The organism is Myxosarcina sp. GI1(2024) (assembly GCF_053543375.1).
Map to the genome: position 1 here is coordinate 20,693 of NZ_JBKGTY010000002.1, position 16,408 is coordinate 37,100.

Annotated in this window: 15 protein-coding genes and 4 pseudogenes; 12 read left to right on the forward strand and 7 right to left on the reverse strand. The window is 42.8% G+C overall.

All coding sequences use genetic code 11. The annotated features are described in order from the left end of the window. Positions 1-57: 57 nt before the first annotated feature. Positions 58-402 (forward strand): hypothetical protein, encoded by a 345-nt coding sequence (locus ACLFKQ_RS08970; protein WP_448999509.1) that lies wholly within the window; start codon positions 58-60, stop codon positions 400-402. Positions 403-505: 103 nt separating this feature from the next. Here the strand turns inward: ACLFKQ_RS08970 and ccsB are convergent, their stop codons facing one another. From ccsB to ACLFKQ_RS08990, 4 genes are all read right to left on the reverse strand, one after another. Next, positions 506-1,495, reverse strand: coding sequence for a c-type cytochrome biogenesis protein CcsB (ccsB, locus tag ACLFKQ_RS08975; protein ID WP_448999510.1), 990 nt, complete (start codon positions 1,493-1,495; stop codon positions 506-508). A 137-nt stretch (positions 1,496-1,632) separates the two neighbouring features. Further along, the gene (locus tag ACLFKQ_RS08980; protein WP_448999511.1) at positions 1,633-2,490 is read right to left on the reverse strand and encodes an SMP-30/gluconolactonase/LRE family protein; all 858 of its coding nucleotides are present in this window, start codon (positions 2,488-2,490) and stop codon (positions 1,633-1,635) included. Between the two features lie 18 nt (positions 2,491-2,508). After that, positions 2,509-3,174 (reverse strand): SDR family oxidoreductase, encoded by a 666-nt coding sequence (locus ACLFKQ_RS08985; RefSeq protein ID WP_448999512.1) that lies wholly within the window; start codon positions 3,172-3,174, stop codon positions 2,509-2,511. 30 nt (positions 3,175-3,204) lie between these two features. Further along, the gene (locus tag ACLFKQ_RS08990) at positions 3,205-4,074 is read right to left on the reverse strand and encodes a dienelactone hydrolase family protein (protein ID WP_448999513.1); all 870 of its coding nucleotides are present in this window, start codon (positions 4,072-4,074) and stop codon (positions 3,205-3,207) included. A gap of 145 nt (positions 4,075-4,219) precedes the next feature. Between ACLFKQ_RS08990 and sipA the strand changes: the two genes are divergently transcribed. The 8 genes and pseudogenes from sipA to ACLFKQ_RS09030 all read left to right on the forward strand — a co-directional run. After that, positions 4,220-4,435 (forward strand): regulatory protein SipA, encoded by a 216-nt coding sequence (gene sipA / locus ACLFKQ_RS08995; protein WP_448999514.1) that lies wholly within the window; start codon positions 4,220-4,222, stop codon positions 4,433-4,435. A gap of 401 nt (positions 4,436-4,836) precedes the next feature. Next, positions 4,837-4,971 carry a hypothetical protein gene (locus ACLFKQ_RS09000; protein WP_448999515.1) on the forward strand — a complete coding sequence of 45 codons (135 nt, stop codon included), beginning with the start codon at positions 4,837-4,839 and terminating at the stop codon, positions 4,969-4,971. A 43-nt stretch (positions 4,972-5,014) separates the two neighbouring features. Continuing rightward, complete coding sequence (locus ACLFKQ_RS09005; RefSeq protein ID WP_449000317.1) at positions 5,015-5,452, forward strand: transposase; 438 nt, start codon at positions 5,015-5,017, stop codon at positions 5,450-5,452. Between the two features lie 17 nt (positions 5,453-5,469). Beyond that, complete coding sequence (locus ACLFKQ_RS09010; protein WP_448999516.1) at positions 5,470-5,694, forward strand: hypothetical protein; 225 nt, start codon at positions 5,470-5,472, stop codon at positions 5,692-5,694. Between the two features lie 540 nt (positions 5,695-6,234). Then, positions 6,235-6,474, forward strand: a complete 240-nt coding sequence (locus ACLFKQ_RS09015; RefSeq protein ID WP_448999517.1) for a hypothetical protein — start codon at positions 6,235-6,237, stop codon at positions 6,472-6,474. A 466-nt stretch (positions 6,475-6,940) separates the two neighbouring features. Beyond that, positions 6,941-7,929: pseudogene (locus ACLFKQ_RS09020) on the forward strand (IS110 family transposase); the annotation flags it as partial. Positions 7,930-8,014: 85 nt separating this feature from the next. Beyond that, complete coding sequence (locus ACLFKQ_RS09025) at positions 8,015-9,280, forward strand: IS701 family transposase (RefSeq protein ID WP_448999339.1); 1,266 nt, start codon at positions 8,015-8,017, stop codon at positions 9,278-9,280. A 19-nt stretch (positions 9,281-9,299) separates the two neighbouring features. Further along, positions 9,300-9,617 (forward strand): annotated as a pseudogene (locus ACLFKQ_RS09030) (hypothetical protein); the annotation flags it as partial. A gap of 9 nt (positions 9,618-9,626) precedes the next feature. Here ACLFKQ_RS09030 and ACLFKQ_RS09035 read toward each other — a convergent pair. Together ACLFKQ_RS09035 and ACLFKQ_RS09040 are read right to left on the reverse strand one after the other, a co-directional pair. After that, positions 9,627-10,333, reverse strand: a protein-coding gene (locus tag ACLFKQ_RS09035; RefSeq protein ID WP_448999162.1) for an IS1 family transposase whose coding sequence is annotated in 2 segments (ribosomal slippage) — positions 9,627-10,060 and positions 10,060-10,333 — 708 coding nt in all. Because the reading frame shifts where the segments join, the coding sequence is not laid out codon by codon here. Between the two features lie 45 nt (positions 10,334-10,378). Further along, entirely contained in the window at positions 10,379-12,241 is a 1,863-nt protein-coding gene (locus ACLFKQ_RS09040) for an SBBP repeat-containing protein (protein WP_448999518.1), read from the reverse strand. A 560-nt stretch (positions 12,242-12,801) separates the two neighbouring features. Here ACLFKQ_RS09040 and ACLFKQ_RS09045 point away from each other — a divergent pair. Both ACLFKQ_RS09045 and ACLFKQ_RS09050 read left to right on the forward strand, forming a co-directional pair. Continuing rightward, positions 12,802-13,959, forward strand: a pseudogene (locus ACLFKQ_RS09045) (ISAs1 family transposase). A 377-nt stretch (positions 13,960-14,336) separates the two neighbouring features. After that, positions 14,337-14,726, forward strand: coding sequence for a hypothetical protein (locus ACLFKQ_RS09050; RefSeq protein WP_448999519.1), 390 nt, complete (start codon positions 14,337-14,339; stop codon positions 14,724-14,726). A 34-nt stretch (positions 14,727-14,760) separates the two neighbouring features. On the opposite strand, the gene ACLFKQ_RS09055 is transcribed toward ACLFKQ_RS09050, so the two are convergent. Then, entirely contained in the window at positions 14,761-15,072 is a 312-nt protein-coding gene (locus ACLFKQ_RS09055) for a hypothetical protein (protein ID WP_449000359.1), read from the reverse strand. Between ACLFKQ_RS09055 and ACLFKQ_RS09060 the strand changes: the two are divergent. Beyond that, a pseudogene (locus tag ACLFKQ_RS09060) lies at positions 15,057-16,252 on the forward strand (IS1634 family transposase); the annotation flags it as partial. The gene ACLFKQ_RS09055 and the pseudogene ACLFKQ_RS09060 sit on opposite strands and share 16 nt — an antisense overlap. Positions 16,253-16,408: the final 156 nt, after the last annotated feature.

Here is a 16,408-nt window from a genome sequence, read left to right on the forward strand (position 1 = left end):
AGAGCTATTTATCAGCAGTATGCGCTTAGTGGTCTCGCCCCCTACGCAATTGGGAAAATGGCACAAATAGGTCTCATGAATGTGCTTGCGATCGAGGGCAAAGAGCACGGAATCCTTACTAACGCGATTTGTCCAGTTGCAAAAACGCGCATGTGGGGCGTAGAGGATGAGCCGGAGGACTTGCGACCAGATCGAGTGGCTCCCGGAGTTTTATATCTTGCCTCGCCAGAATACCACCAGTCGGGATTTATCTTAAGGGCAGCAAACGGACAATTCACCGCCGCGCGCTGGGTTGAGCGAGAGAAGGTCGATTATCCGAAAGACCTCGCTGCTATTCGGGCATCTACTGCGCAGGAGTTAGCCGTTTATTGGAAGGATATTGCCTCCGATGTTGCATTTTGAACTCAAAATGATAGTGATCGCGCCTTTGTAGAGTGGGCAAACAATTATCAGAGCCAATTATCGTTTCAAGAATAGCTCTTTGCCCACCAAATCGAGCAACTATCTAAAAGAACCAGCCGTAGGAATGTAAACCTTTGCCCAATAAATTGACTCCCAGATAGCACACCCAAACCACCACAAAACCAACCGCAGCTAAGATAGCCGGTTTTCTACCTTGCCAACCGCGAGTAATTCTGGCGTGGAGATAAGCAGCAAATACTAGCCAGGTAATAAATGCCCAAGTTTCTTTTGGATCCCAACTCCAATAAGAACCCCAAGCTTCATTTGCCCAGACACCGCCAGCGATAATGCCGATGGTTAACAAAGGAAATCCCAAACCGATGATGCGATAGCTAATATTATCTAGAGTATCGGCAAGACTGAGACGTTCTGGAGATAGGGTAATTGTTTGTGTCTGAGGGCGGTCTAGGACTGCGGTGTTGCCAGTAGTAGTAGCAAACGAACTTTTATCTAAAGCTGTTTTAATCGATTTTTGCGCCTGGCGATCGCGAAAGCTACCAGTTCCTACCGAACTGCCTTTAAGCTGTACCTGTTGTCCGCGAGTGACGATTAAAAAAGCGATCGCAATTGCCGAACCGACCATTAAGGTGGCATAGCTGAGCATCATCACGCTGACGTGCATCATCAACCAGTTAGATTTGAGGGCAGGTACTAAAGGTGCAGACTGCTGCATTTCTGGAGGAAGAGATAGGGCGGCAAACGCCGTAATTCCCATTGCTACGGGACTAGTCACCGCACCTATCAACCGCGAACCACTCATGCGTTCGGCGACCAGATGAATAGTAGTAACTCCCCAAGCTAAAAAGAATAGAGATTCGTAAAGGTTGCTGAGGGGAAAATAGCCAGCCTCAAGCCAGCGCGCCCCGAGTAAAACCGCCATGCAGAGATTGGCGATCGCCATCCCCGTAGTGCCTAAAGCTGCCAAGGAAGGAATTTGGGGAAACGCCGCCCCTACCCAGTAAACCAGCATCGTCACTAAGAGAATACCAAAAGAAGTATTGTCTAATAAATTTTCTAAAGCAATTAAATTCATTTTAGGGATTATATAGTAGCTTTGTATACGATCTTAATTAATTCCCCATCGCTTCTAACCAAAAAGTTCAAAATTTAATTAAGTCACGAGCTACTCTGAAAAAAATTTCTAATTGTTAACTGTTGATTTTGAATTTTTCACAGCAAAATTCGCGAGGGAAACTCAGGCACGCCTTTAATTCCAACCTGAAGCCGAAAAATTGCCCCCGCCGCAGAACCTTCTTGAGTGCGATCGTTGCCACCGGCAGAAGTGACAAAGATCTGGCTGTAATCTTCACCGCCAAAGGCAAGACAGCTGATTTTTTTGGCTGGAAACCCAATTCTTAACACTTCCTTACCTTGGGGAGTATAGCGAAATATATGACTACCATCCCACCGTGCCGACCAGACATAACCTTGGGAATCTACCGTCAGTCCATCGGGTACTCCTTCGTTAAGAGGAGTAACTACAAAAATTTGGCGATCGCTTATATTTCCCGTCGAGCGATCGTAATTAAACCGATAAATTACTCGGCGTTCGGAGTCCGTAAAGTAAAACTGCTGGAGGCCTGGAGTAAAGCCCATGCCGTTAGGTACGGTTAGTCCCTCTAAAATTTGGTGTACCGAACCATCGCAATCGAGGCGATAGAGATGACCGGGGCGGTCTGAGGTTGCTATAGTTCCTGAAAACACTCTGCCTTGGGGATCGGCGATCGCATCGTTAAACCGAGTCTCTCTTTCAGCGGGAATTTCGTCAACTACAGTAGTAATTTTGCCCTCATGCCAGCGTTGAATCGTGCCCTTAGTTTTAAACAGCAGCAGCGAACCATCTGTCTGAATGGTCATACCACCGACAGGTTCGCCAGAATATATTTGTTCGGTTTTAGCCTCAGCAAGATAATGGCGAAAGATTCTACCTGTAGGAATATCCGTCCAGTACAAACAGCGATGTTGGGCATGCCATAGAGGCATTTCAGCATTATGATGGGAAGCATCAACTAAGATAGTTGGTTTCATAGAGCAAAGAATTTTAATTTACCAAGGCAACACTTCTCCTTTGGCGTGCCAAAATGTACCCGTATTTTCCAAATTTAATTCATCGATGCGAGCGAGTAAGCCTTCGACGGAAGTTTCGGGGGTAATTCCAGAATCGGTAAAACCAGTCATGCGCGTTTTTACTAGTCCGGGATGAAGAATCGCTACGGCAATTCCTTGAGGTTTTAAATCCAGTGCCAGAGATTTACCCGCCATCGACATGGCAACTTTGGACATCCGATAGCCATAAGAACCACCAGAAGTATTATCTGCAATCGACCCCATGCGGCTGGTCATAATGGCAATTTTTGAGCCATTTTTTAGTTTGGGTAATAGGGCATGAGTCACGCGCAACATGCCCAAGGCATTGACTTCAAATTGTTTTCTAATACTTTCAAAATCTAAATTCGTCAGATTCACTCGTTCGACAATACCAGCATTATTAATCAACACATCGATAGTGCGATCACCAACTCGTTCGACTAATTTGGCGATCGATTCATCGGAGGTAATATCGATATCTGCTATGGTTTCTACATCGAGGGCTTTTAATTCGTCCGATACAGAACGACAAACGGCAATAACTTTATCGCCTCGTTCTTTCAGTTGGCGACAATATTCCAAACCAATGCCACGATTTGCCCCGGTTACTAAATAAGTGCTCATATTTTTTCCTCCTTCCTTCTTCGTTAATTTTTAAGATAAGTATCGATCTAAAAACTCTGTAGTTTCTTCCCAAGCTCGTTCTGCTGCTTCGGGAACGTAGCGATCGCCAGAAGAATTGGCAAAGGCATGACCGGCATTTTCATAAATGTGAAATTCTGTAGGTACTCCCAAACTATCTAAAGTCGATTCAAATTCTTCAACTGTAACCACGGGAATCGAACTATCTTCTGCGCCAAATATCCCCAAAATCGGTACTTCCAGAGGTGCTAATTCTTCTGCTGTCGCCTCGCCAATCTGTCCGCCATAGTAAATTACCGCAGCGTCTAATTTTTTGGGATATAACAGGGCAGTTTGCAACGACCAACTGCCGCCAAAACACCAGCCAATAGAACCCATTGTCGGTGCTTGCTTTTGTTCGACTAAATATTGATAGGCTAGTTTGATATTTTCTCTAGCAGCTTGGGGATTTTCACTGACGATTTGGGTAAGCTGGCGGGCTTTCTCGGGAGTTTCTGCAACTCGTCCGCCATATAAATCTACGGCTAAAACTTGATAACCTTCTCCTGCCAAACGTCTTGCCATCGCTTTAATATTCTCATTCAACCCCCACCATTCATGAATGGCAATAATCCCAGGTAAGGGCTCGGCTTGATCTTGAGGGCTGACAAAATAACCAGTTACAATTTGACCATCTGCCGTAGCGTAATCAACTCCTTCAGCATTAACGGCAACTTTTGGTTTCACTTGGGCGATTGCGGTAGGTGTGGGGAGATCGTTTTGATGGGCTGCAGCCAACAGAGTTCCCCGATCTGGTGGAAGCGAAGAGACTCCCAAGCTAACTACGAGCGTAACTATAAAGGCAATTGCTAATGCTAGTTTTTTTATACCTTGTTGCTTCATCCTTCCTGTTTAATTAGACTTTATCATTTTACTAGCTACCTCTGAGATTACCCGTACGTCTTTTGGCAGAGGGTTCTCAAAACAGAAAGATTCCCTCGCTCGTGATGGTTCGCTATGATAGTTCACACGAGCAAATTTTTTACCGATGAAAGAGCGAGAAATAGCAGTAGGCGATCGCGTCAGACTAATTGCGTTACCGCCTTATCTAAAGACAGCAGAACCGATGCCCGTGTTGCGTTCTGCCAACCTGTTGCAAATTGGCGATGAGGGAACTATTATCGATCGCCGTCCCGGTGGTTACTGGGGAGTGCGTTTCGCCAAGGGAGCTTTTTTGTTGGAAACTCAATATTTAGCTAAATAAATAGGAAAATAAGGTACATGAAGAAGGTGGCTGTGTTTGGCGACGCTGATAAGGCTAAGGTCTGCCCTCAGTAGACCACTGACAGAGATTACCGGGCGATCGCTTAATCTTGTAAAGATTATTTCCCAATTGTTTAGAGCGATCGAAACTCAAACTTTTCGATCCGTTCTTGCTTCATAATGTCATTCACAACTCTAACAAGTATACTAGACTTCTTGCAGAAGTCAGGGGAAAGGGAAAAGCGATTGTCTTAAATGTCAAGTTTAATTTGTCTTGTATCTTGAATTTAGGATCTCAAATCCTGATACTTTAGAAAAAGTATATTTCAAGTAACAAATGATGAAGTAGGAATTAGCAACCTAGTTCAAACCCTGAAAAATATTCAACCAGAGTTAATCGTATTGGAAGCAACGGGGGGAATGGAAATCGATGCAGTAATCAAACTAACTCAAGTAGGATTAGCGGTGGCAGTGATTAAATCTCGTCAAGCTCTAAGGACACGGGTGCTGAGTTTGCCTCAGCACCCGTGTCCTTAGAGCTTTTGCCAAAGCAACAGGAAAGTTAGCTAAGACAGACGCGATCGATGCCGAAGTGTTAGCTCACTTTGCCGATGCGATTGTTCTTGAAGTCAGACAGATGAGTGATGAATCTTCTCGCCAACTAGAAGATTTAGTTGCCCGTCGCCGTCAACTTAGCGACATGATTACCGCAGAAAAAAATCGTCGCCGAGGCAAAACTAATTCGGTAAGAGCGAGTATTGACTCACATCTTCAATGGTTAGAGCAACAACTCAAAGAGATTGAATCGCAAATTCACTCCGCGATCGCTTTAGATGAAAACTGGCAACAAAAAATGCAAATGTTAACTAGCCTGCCTGGAATTGGTGAAGTAGTGGCTGTGACTTTAATTTCTTCTTTACCAGAACTAGGCAAAATTTCCCATAAATCAATTTCTTATCTAGTTGGTGTAGCTCCTTTAAGCAAAGACAGTGGTAAGTTCCGAGGTAAACGAGGGTAGATTGGTTTTTTTCGAGTTTGGCACAGCGTCCCGTTAAAGGATTGGCGTTCTTTGCCCTATCCCTGGTGGGCCTCGAACCAAGACCATCCTATCCCTTACGCATCGAACAGGTGATTCGACCCGTGCCAGAAGCTCAAGCTGCTCCCTCAGAGTCTTCATCGGGGACTAAGGGCAAGCGAGGTCGTCCCACAGGCTCCAAGAACAAGGATAAAACGCAGGTCAACCTTTCTCGTGAACTGTGACCTCTACTCTTTGAGGTTCCAAATTGAATTTGATTTCCGTGACGCCAAACAATTCTGGGGGTTGGAGGATTTTATGAATATATCTCCCAAACCGCCATAACTAATGCCGTGAATCTAGCCTTCTTCACGATCAATCTCTCCGGTCAGCTCTTACGTGACTTTCGAGGAGCTCGCCATCCACAGTTTAGTATCTTGGACTTGAAGGCTTGCTATAGAGCCTTCAAATATGTTGACGAGGTCATTAAATTACTTCGGCAACAACTAGAGCCTATTTTAATCTCTCGCATCAAGAATCAGGTGGCTAACCTCGGAGCGATTCACTCGGTTCCTGTTACTGATATTTCACCTGAATCAACTCCAAAAATAGTAAAAATTACTCTCTGGTGCTAAAAATCTCTTGACAGGGGGTACGTTCTCTGGTCTTTTTTTGGCGAAGGTATTGTTGTTATTACTTACTTAGCTAATTTCCGTAGATACACGGAGAGATTTAACCATTTCGAATAAGGTAATATTTCTATGACCTACATACTCTAACCACGAATGCCAAGAATTAAAAAAGTTATCGAGGAAAAGAGCAGACAGGATAATTTAGACTATATAGAAGCTCGAGCGAGAGTAATCAAATTGATGTGCCAATTCTTCAATCCCCGGAACGATATTGAGTATGCCTTGGAGATTGAAGAAATTGCCGATGCATTAATTGAAGCTGCGGTGCTCAAATGCCATCTTTATCATGGGAAAAAAGATGCTGCAGTCGCGCCCAAAAATAATAACGCCTAAAAAAACTTAATTGCTGTTTGAGCAGAATAACAGCAACTAAGCATTTCTTCTAAAAAACTATTTATCCCTCTTATGTCACTTTCCGATATTTCATATTAGGAAAAGGTTTTCAAGGGAAACAATATCAATTCATTGAGCCATTTGTAGTCAAATTTTCGTCATCCGCCCGCCTAAAAAAATTTCTATTCAGAAACAACTCCGCGAGCGCATAGATAGTAGATAATGGTCACAGAACTTAGAAATTGCTCTAGTTTTCGGAGTCTGACAGAAGCGTTCCATGAGCGGCGATTGCTCATAATGAATAAAAGAAACAAAATCAGTCACAGAGGAGAAAACCCCTTAATATTAATGGTGGTCGCCTGACAGTTAAGACCGAACCCTCATTGGTGCGATTGCGCCCGCACAGAAGCGTGGTTCTAGATGTTTAAGGGAATGAAATTGGTGAAGCCACAATTGGGCTATCCCGTTTAGGAGAATTACTAGTGATTTGTATGCTTTAGCCAATTGGTTAAAAGAGTGCCAAGTCAAGACAGTAGCAATGGAATCAACGGGAGTGTACTGGATTCCTCTATTGCAAATTCTGGAAACTCAAGGTTTGGAAGTCAAGTTAGTCAATGCCCATCATGTCAAAACCGTCCCTGGACGTAACAGTGATGTACTTGACTGTCAATGGTTACAGCAATTACACAGTTATGGTCTGTTATCTGGTTCATTTCGACCCGATGACCAAATCTGCGTTCTGCGTAGTTATATTCGTCAACGAGATAGGCTAATTAAAAGTGCCAGTACTCACGTTCAACGAATGCAGAAAGCTCTTAGGCAAATGAATCTGCAACTGCATCGGGTGATTAGTGATATTACTGGCATCACTGGCATAGCAATTATTCGTGCTATTGTGGCTGGAGAAAGAAACCCCCAAGTCTTACTGCTTTGAAAAATCCCCGCATCAAGAGTAGTGTCTCAGAGATAGCTCAAGCCTTAACTGGAGATTACCGTGTCGAACACATTTTTGTGCTGCAACAGGAATTACAACTTTATGAAGTCTATCAAAAAGCGATCGCTGAATGCGACCGAAAAATTGAGCAATGTCTAGCTTAGTTTGCTAATCAAATTGATGTCGAAACTTCACCCATTCTTCCCGCTAAAAATCGACGCCATAAACCTCAAGGGAATCAACCTAATTTTGACTTGACAACTCATCTCTATCGTATTAGTGGTGTTGATTTCACTCGAATTGATGGGCTTGGGGTTTTGACGGTACAGACAATTCTTTCTGAAGTTGGGCTTGACCCGACTCGCTTTGCTTCTGTCAAACATTTTTGTTCTTGGTTGGGTTTATGTCCTGCTTCTCGTATAACTGGAGGTAAGATTAAAAGTTCTCAGACTCGTTGTGTCGTTAATCGAGCAGCTAATGCCTTCCGAATGGCAGCTCAAGCTCTCAAAAATAGCGGTACTTAAACAATTTAAACAGACAAAATAAGATAGAATACCTTTGCTGATTAACTTTAACATTATTCTAAAGCCCGATCGCACTTACTTTATGAAAGAAACTACTCCCGCAGCCATGCCTCCCTGTTTCGATAGATGGTGTCAAAAGTTTGATGATTTACTGAGAACTAAAGCGCAAAAAAGGGAATTCAGACATTATTTAGGAGGATTATTAGGGGAAAGTGAGCGAAAAAATGTATCTCAAATGGCTAAAGACGCAGTAGAGGTCACATACCACAAATTACACCATTTCTTAACTGAAGCAACTTGGTCAGCGAACAAGATAAATGAACGTCGCTTAGAAGTGATGAACAAGTGTAATCAAACGAGAATCAGTAAGGGATTTAGTCTAATTGTTGATGACTCTGGGCATAGAAAAAGTGGTAACTTTACCGCAGCAGTAGGTCGTCAATATATTGGGGAAATTGGGAAAACAGATAATGGCAATGTTGTAGTAACAACTCATCTATATGATGGCCAAAAAAGCTTACCTTTAGACATAGAACTATATCAACATGGTAATTCGTTGCCCGAAGGAAAGAAAGACAGAGAATTCAAGAAAAAACCCACCTTAGCCTTAGAATTAATCGATAAAAGTTTGAAGAGGGGATATCGACCAGGACTAGTATTAATAGATTCGTCCTATGGTAACAACACAACTGTTTTACTCGAACTGGAAAAAAAGAAATTAAAGTATATAGGAGGAATCGCTAAAAATCGTAATATTTTGGTTAAAACTCCATCAAATCAATTAGAAAAAATCAGAGTAGATGAATATGCTCAATGGTTATCTGATGAGGAATTTAAGGAGATTCAAATCCAGGGTGAAAAACCTAGAACCGTCTGGGTAGCAATAATAGAAGCAGAAATATCAAGGCTAGAAGGAATCAGAAAAATAGCTATCGTCATGAGTGCACCAATCTTTGAAGATGCTGAAGATATTGACTACTTACTCACAAATGTTGAGGGAGAAATAGTAACCGAGCAATGGATAGTTCAAACTTATGCTCAGAGAAACTGGATAGAAGTTTTCTATCGAGAAGCCAAGGGATGGTTAGGATTAAAAGAGTATCAAGTTAGAGATAAGAAGAGTTTGGAAAGACATTTTATTCTAGTTTTTTGTGCCTATACTTTTATCCTTTGGCATAAGCTTACTGGAGGTTTAAGAAGACGTTGGGCGAACAAACCTTTGGAGACATTTCCTGAAGCATTAGAAGCTTTTCGTACAGGTATATCTTATCGTTTTGTCCAATGGTTGAACCAAAATCGCGACGTATTCGTAGCTTATAAAGCTAGTTTGGGCTTTGTTTGGGCTTGATTTTTGTTTAAGTACCGATAGTCGTTCTGCTTTGGGTGCATTCTCTCGTCGTCTGCGAACCCGTTTGGGTACTCCTCAAGCACTTACAGCTACAGCACATAAAGCGGTGCGACCCCCCTGGGGTTTCCCCAGCATGGGAACGCGCACCAAGACAATAGCACGGCTTTTCTATTATCTTTGGACCAGAGGTGAGGCTTATGTCGATCCAGGAGTTGATTATTACGAACAAAAATATCAAGAGCGACTCGTTCAAAACCTGACCAAAAAATCTCACTCTCTCGGCTTTGATTTGACTCCTCAGTCCGTCTCCCCCTCTGTGACTGATTTTGTTTCTTAGGAGTAATGGTTAAGCTCGAAGAAGACTATTGTAATGATGAACGAAGTACCAGATTGCGCCGATGTGATTGCTCAACTTTTTCGAGAAGGATAAGGTCTTGCGAACTAAGGGACCCACTCGTTGCCGCAAGGTATTGTTAAATCGCTCAACGTAATTGGTTTTACCTGTGTTTTTACCAACAGCCCGATGAGGCTTACTTGGTAGCACCTGTTCGTAAGCCTCCCAAAAGTCGGTGTAACAGACCGCACACTGAGGATAAATCACCCCCAAAGATTGCCAAAGCGGCGGCGCTGACTGCCGAGAGCGCTCGCCAACAAATACCCCGACAATTTCGCGGCTCTCGGCATCAATAGCCAACCAGATCCATTGCTTGTTCTTCTTGGAACCCAGAAATGACCACATCTCGTCTAATTGAATCGTCAGCCTACCTCTTTTTTTTGGGTAACGTTAACAGTCCTAGGGATTTGATAAAATTTCTGATTGACGTACATTTGTAACCAACGTTGAGCAACACCTGAGACTCTGGCGATCGCTGCCAACGATAGGCGTTCGAGTAGCAGCTTGTCAATCAACTGGCGAGTTGCCTCCTCAATCGGTTGACGGCTAGCATTCTCGACAAATTGTCGTCCACATTCTTGACCGCGGAATCTTGGTTTACCGTAATGGGTAGAACCGTATTTGATGATTCGAGCTGATTGGCATTTGGGGCAGTTCATTAGCTCGGCTATAATTCCTAAAATGTTTCGACTTTTAGATTACCATTACAATGCATTACTACCAAAATTTAATTCGGTGTCGTTTTGACTGAAATCGAGCAAGCTACCATCGGCAGAAGACAGTTCAGCTATCCAAGCATCATAGGAGCCAAAATTGCTTGCACCTAAAGAACCTTCGGTAAATCCAGTAACAAAAATCTGTCCGTCGCTATTAACTGTAAGGTCAAAAGGATTGTCAATCTCAGAAGTTCCAAACTGTTGTTGCCATAGTCGATTGCCATCGGGGTCATATTTAGCTACCCAGGTATCATAAGAGCCAGCATTAGCTCCTCCTATATCGCGATCGGTATATCCCGTCAGATAAAAATTACCAGAATCATCAAAATCTATACTTCGGGCGACATCATCGCCGTCAGTCCCAAACTGTTTCAGCCACTGCTGGTTGCCCTCTGGGTCATACTTAGCTACCCAACCATCATAAGAGCCAGCATTAGCTCCTGCCAAATCGCCTAAAGTCCAGCCAGTAAGATAAACATTCTCACTATCATCAATAGCAGCATCCCAAGACCAATCGTAATCGGTGGTACCAAATTGCTCGATCCACTGTTGGTTGCCCTCAGCATCGTGTTTAGCCACCCAAACATCATATAATCCGGCATTAGCGCCTTCTAGATCGCCCAAAGTCCAGCCGCTAGTATAGGCGTTGCCATCGCTGTCAGTGGCGATACCAAAAGCTTCATCAAAATCACCGGAGCCAAACTGTTTGAGCCACTGTTGATTGCCTTCACTATCATACTTAGCCAACCAAGAATCGGTAGAAACTAGAGGCACAGAATTAGCCGTCAATTCACTGGCATTTTCTCCACCTAAGTCACCAAGTGTGTATCCTGTCAGATAGACGTTACCAGAGTCATCAACGTCGAGGTTAAAGGAATTATCTAGGGTAAAAGTTCCTAAGGATTGAGTCCATAGCTGCTTGCCCTGACTATCGTACTTGGCGAGGTTTACGTCGCCCAATCCACCTCCTACATATACATTACCGGAGTTATCGGTATCTAAATTGCCCGTAGATGGAGACTGCTCGAGCCACTGCTGGTTGCCCTCATTGTCATACTTAGCTACCCAAAACGAATCTGCTGATACCCCCGTCAGATAAACGCCGTCAGAATTATCGGTGGCAGCACCAACAGCAAAGTCAACACCAGGAGTACCCACCTGCTCGATCTCTTCTAACACTGGGTCTTGGGAAGAGTTATCAATCACATACTGAAAGTAGTCTTCCCTAAGACTCAAACCAGAGGTGTCAGACAACGAGGCAATCAAGTCGGGTTGTCTGTCTTTTCGCTTTTTATATATATGGGTATTACCAGAAGATTCGGTTAATTGATAGAATCCAGGTCGTCCGAAGAGTTGAATAGTATCTAGCTCTGGGTCGAAATCTATAATTGAGGCGTAATCGTCTGCTCCAGAACCAAGATAGTAAGCCTGTCCTTCGTCGCCTAAAATAAATCTATCTGTCCAACGTCTGGGGTTTTCTTCTAATGGCGGTCTACCAGGTAAAGGAAAAAGCTCAAATAGATCTAGATCTCCGGCAAGAGTATCGATTTCTCCTCGCCCAGGATTAGGCGCACTGGGATCGACAGCTAATAATACATCGCTTCCTTGACGAGCTAAAAGAATGTCATTTTTATTAGGAAAACCGACGACAAACCCATCGCTGGCAGGAGTGCCAAGGATGAGCCCGAATAACTCTAAGGCAATGAAGCTTTGAGCGAGCTCTACTGGGTTAGCTGGTAAAGTAGAAAGTTCTGGAAGCCCATCGAGAGCACCAATCAATTCCGAATTTGGATTAGTAAGATCTTCTGCTAAAAGTGAGCCGTTACCTTCTTGAAGTAAAGATTTTACCATTGCTGGTAAATTTGTTGTAAGTGAGTTAAGTTTTTCCATGACAAGTTTATTTAAGCGTTCAGTTTCAATTAGTTCTAAAAAATAATTTAATTTATTCACTAGAGCTTTTTTCGTTCAAAACTATTTTGTTTGAATGCAGTTCACTAGAACTTCACTTAGTCTATTGAAAATGAAAAACTTAATTATGTCTGTGGAAAAAATCTACATTTTAATTTTTTAGTTTTTCTTTTGCATTTTGTTTATGAAGCGCATTTTTAGAGTAACTCTCAAAAAACACCCTAAAAAATTGGGATTATTTTCGACTTCGAAAATATATTTCGCTCGGCTTTTTATAAGTGGTAAGTGCCAGAAAATTAGTATGCAATAAAACATTTTTTTCTTTTCTGCTTGGTTTAAGAGCTTATTTCTAGCGTAATTGGGTTAAATCTTACCCTAAAAAAAAGCTAAGTTCGAGAGCAGAGATAGACGACTATTTGAAGCTCGAGTGACGTTTGGGATAACAGGGTAATCGCATGAAACCAGAGAGATAAAAAATGCGAAAATAAAGACATTTAAGCAAAATGTCATCTACACTGAGCAGCGAATCATTAAAAGAGTCGATAGAGCAATGCTTGGGAGCTCTTACAGATACGAGAGTAACAGGAAAAACAGCCCATAAACTTGTAGACATCATCGCGATATCTTTACTAGCGGTAATCTGCGGTGCAGATGGCTGGGTGGGAATTGAAACCTATGGCAAAGCCAAACAGACTTGGTTAGAAACCTTTTGAGAACTACCAAATGGAATTCCTTCTCACGATACATTTGCTCGTGTTATTGGCCGACTCGACCCAGAAATGCTGGAACCAAACTTCCAGGCAGGGGTCAAACAGATGATCGATTCGTTGGGTTTAGAAGTAGTAGCCATAGATGGCAAAACTCTCAAAGGCTCTTATCACAGAGAAAGTTCGCTCCAATCTTTAGAGATGGTGAGTGCTTGGTCGAGTAGTCATCGATTAGTTCTCGGTCAAGTAGCGCTAGAGCAGAAATCCAATGAGATCGCGGCTATTGCCGTGTGGCTCGAACAGTTAGATTTGACAGGAGCAATCATCACAATTGATGCTATGGGAACCCAAACAGCTATTGCCAAACAGATTCAGGGGGCAGGAGCAGATTACATGTTGACACTGAAATCTAATCATCCTTCTCTAGCTAATGAGGCTCAAGATTGGTTTGAGAAATATCAACAGCAAGAAGACACTTCCTGAGCAGTGGTCAGAGAAACCACTTGTGAAGCGGGACATCACCGCCTTGAGCGACGCACATTTTGGCAAGTACCAGTCAAGCAAGTATTTTCTCCGAAGAGAATCAAGCAGTGGGCCGGACTGCGAACACTGGTGATTGAAGAAAGTAATCGTAGTCTCTCGAATCAACAGACTTCGAGCCGCAGATTTTTTCTGAGTTCTAAAGAGCCAGAATTCGAGCATTTTTCCACTTCAATTAGAACTCACTGGGGAATCGAGAATCAACTACACTGGTGTCTGGATGTGCTGTTTGCCGAAGATGGTTGTCGCCTTCGTAAAGATAACGCTCCTAGAAATATGACTATTTTGAGCAGACTGGCTCTCAACTTACTGCGACAAGATACTTCCAAAGCTAGTCTCAAGATGAAGCCTTATCAAGCTGGATTAGATAATAACTTCCTTCTGCAAATCCTAGCTAATTCTAGCTTATTTTAATTTTTTTCTTTCGTGCGTTTACCCTGGTTTTAAGGGGAATATAGAAGCAAAAAAAAGAATGTCTACCATTCTCAATATAAAAGTTTGCTTGAAAAGACTGACAAATTGTAGATTTTTTCAATAGACAGAATCGAGCAACTAATCTTAAATAAACAAAGAAAGTCCTAGTAAACTTCTAATGAAATCCTATTAAACTAAACTTAAATAAGCGAGTACTAGAACAAACGAATTAGATGACTTTTACTCAGTTTGCAGACTACTATCTTCAACTTGTATTTAAATAGCCATTGTTTTTTGAATAGCAGCCTGTATTAAACTGATTCAAAAAAACAAAATCAATTTTTCAGTCAATTCAACGTATTTTTATTTACATTCAAATGAATCAAAAATTATCAACGATTGAGAGCGAAGTTCAGGAACTCAGGCTTTTTCTTCAAGAGTATCCCGAAGAAGCTAGCGACTTAGCCATTAGTTACTTCGAAGATTATCTTATTCTTTTCTGCCAATACCGAAAGCTAAAAAATAATTTAGAAAAACTTCAGCAAGGAAGCCTTGAAATCACCACAATTCCTAAGCCCGCATTTGTTGACAGTAGTCTAAGCTTAGAACAAGAATTTAGAGTAGCCTGCTTAAAAGTCTATCTCAATAAACATCCCTCTGAATCTGAGACATTTGCCATCTCTTACTTCGAAGACTTTTTACATTTAGTTATACAATATCAAAAACTCGAAACTCAGTTACTAGCTTATTGCTGCGAATTAGAATGAATATGACATAGAGATAGAGATACATAGGGTAGTGCTAAAGATGTAATGAAGCATTGTAGAAATGTATAAAATTCCAAATAGCACCGATATGACTGCCAGTTCGCTGATTTTTGGTCAGAGTGTAGAATAAATATTTGTCCAAGGTGAGCGCATTGTTTAGCCCATGAGAATTTAACCTGAGTCTTTTGTTGGCATTAGGTTTGAGGAAAATCATCACATGAAGCCATCCAGTAACTATGTCCTCACCCCAGCCACGCACCACCTCAGAACGCAGTGACGAGATTCCTGTAATTATACTGGTTACTCCAGTTGAACCTGTCCGACATTCTAGATGCAGCCCTGCCATCACCACACGGAAATCGCCGAGGGTTGAGTTATGGACAACTGAGTGTGCTGTTACTGAGCTACATCATGACTCAATCAGACCATCGTCTATGTACATTAGAATCTTGGGTAACTCAGCACCGACATACCCTAGCACTAGCGACAGGGTGGACCATAGATAGATACCAAAGATGCCACCGACGACCGCTTGGCTTCGGTAATAGAGGTAATAGGTGCTTCATCTGCATCAAGAGTACAAATCGAGCAACAGCTCGGGCAGACGATGATTACGGCTTATGAGTTACCGACCGAGGTAGCCCGTTGCGATACCAGCAGTTTTAGCGTCTCTCAACAGATTGATGAGGCTGATGAAGCAACCAGCTTACCAGCTTACTGCGCTTGGGACATAGCATAGTAAAGACTATCGTCCTAACTTGCGCCAATATCCTCAACTATTGGGCACTCTCGACCCTGCCCCAGACCACTATCAGCTCAAAAACAAGATGCAGGCTATTCTCAAACGCTATCGGGTCAGTGCTTACTTTGCCACTCAAATCGATGCGCAAACGGTGACTTATCTATGTAGGGCGCGTGGACGTCCGAGTGGCAAAGACCCTTCACGTAAACGGTCTAAAACCCAATTCCAGCTCACATTTGAACGCCAAGCAGAGGCGTTCGATGAGGCTGAGCAACTTGCTGGTTGGCGCATTTACGTCACCAACATGAGTGTTGAGCAACTGAGTCGATCTCAAGCAGTTGCCTATTACCGAGACCAGTGGCAGCTCGAAAACGGATTTCATCACTTTAAACGGGGACAACTCCCTGCCTTACCCATTTACCTGAGCAATGAAGAGCGTATCACTGGCTTGATGTTTCTGCTCACCATTGCCTTGAGATTTTTTCCACTCATTGAGTTTCAGGACAGACGGCAACTCCAGACCGAGGAGCAAGAAATCGCTGGTCTCTATGCCGGTAACCCCAAACGCCAAACCCAGCGACCCACTGCTGAGCAACTGGTGAAAGCCTTTGAGGACATTACGCTCTATCATTATCGTGATGGCACCTGTGAAATTACACCTCTCAATGACCTACAGCGTCGCATACTACAACTAATGAACCTCCCAGATTCTATTTATGAGCGTCGGATAAACTATTTGCTTCTTGCCATTTTTCTTGCTCGATTAATAACTTCAATTGATTGAGTTGAGCCTGAAGTCTCACTGTCTGAGAAGGTGCGATCGACGATGCTGTTTGATAAGAGATTAAAGCTAAATCGCTGTATGAGTCAATACCTTCGCCAAATGAGGAGCCAAATTTTGGTGTGAAGTCAACAGGGCTTTTGTAGGAAACTAGGTTTA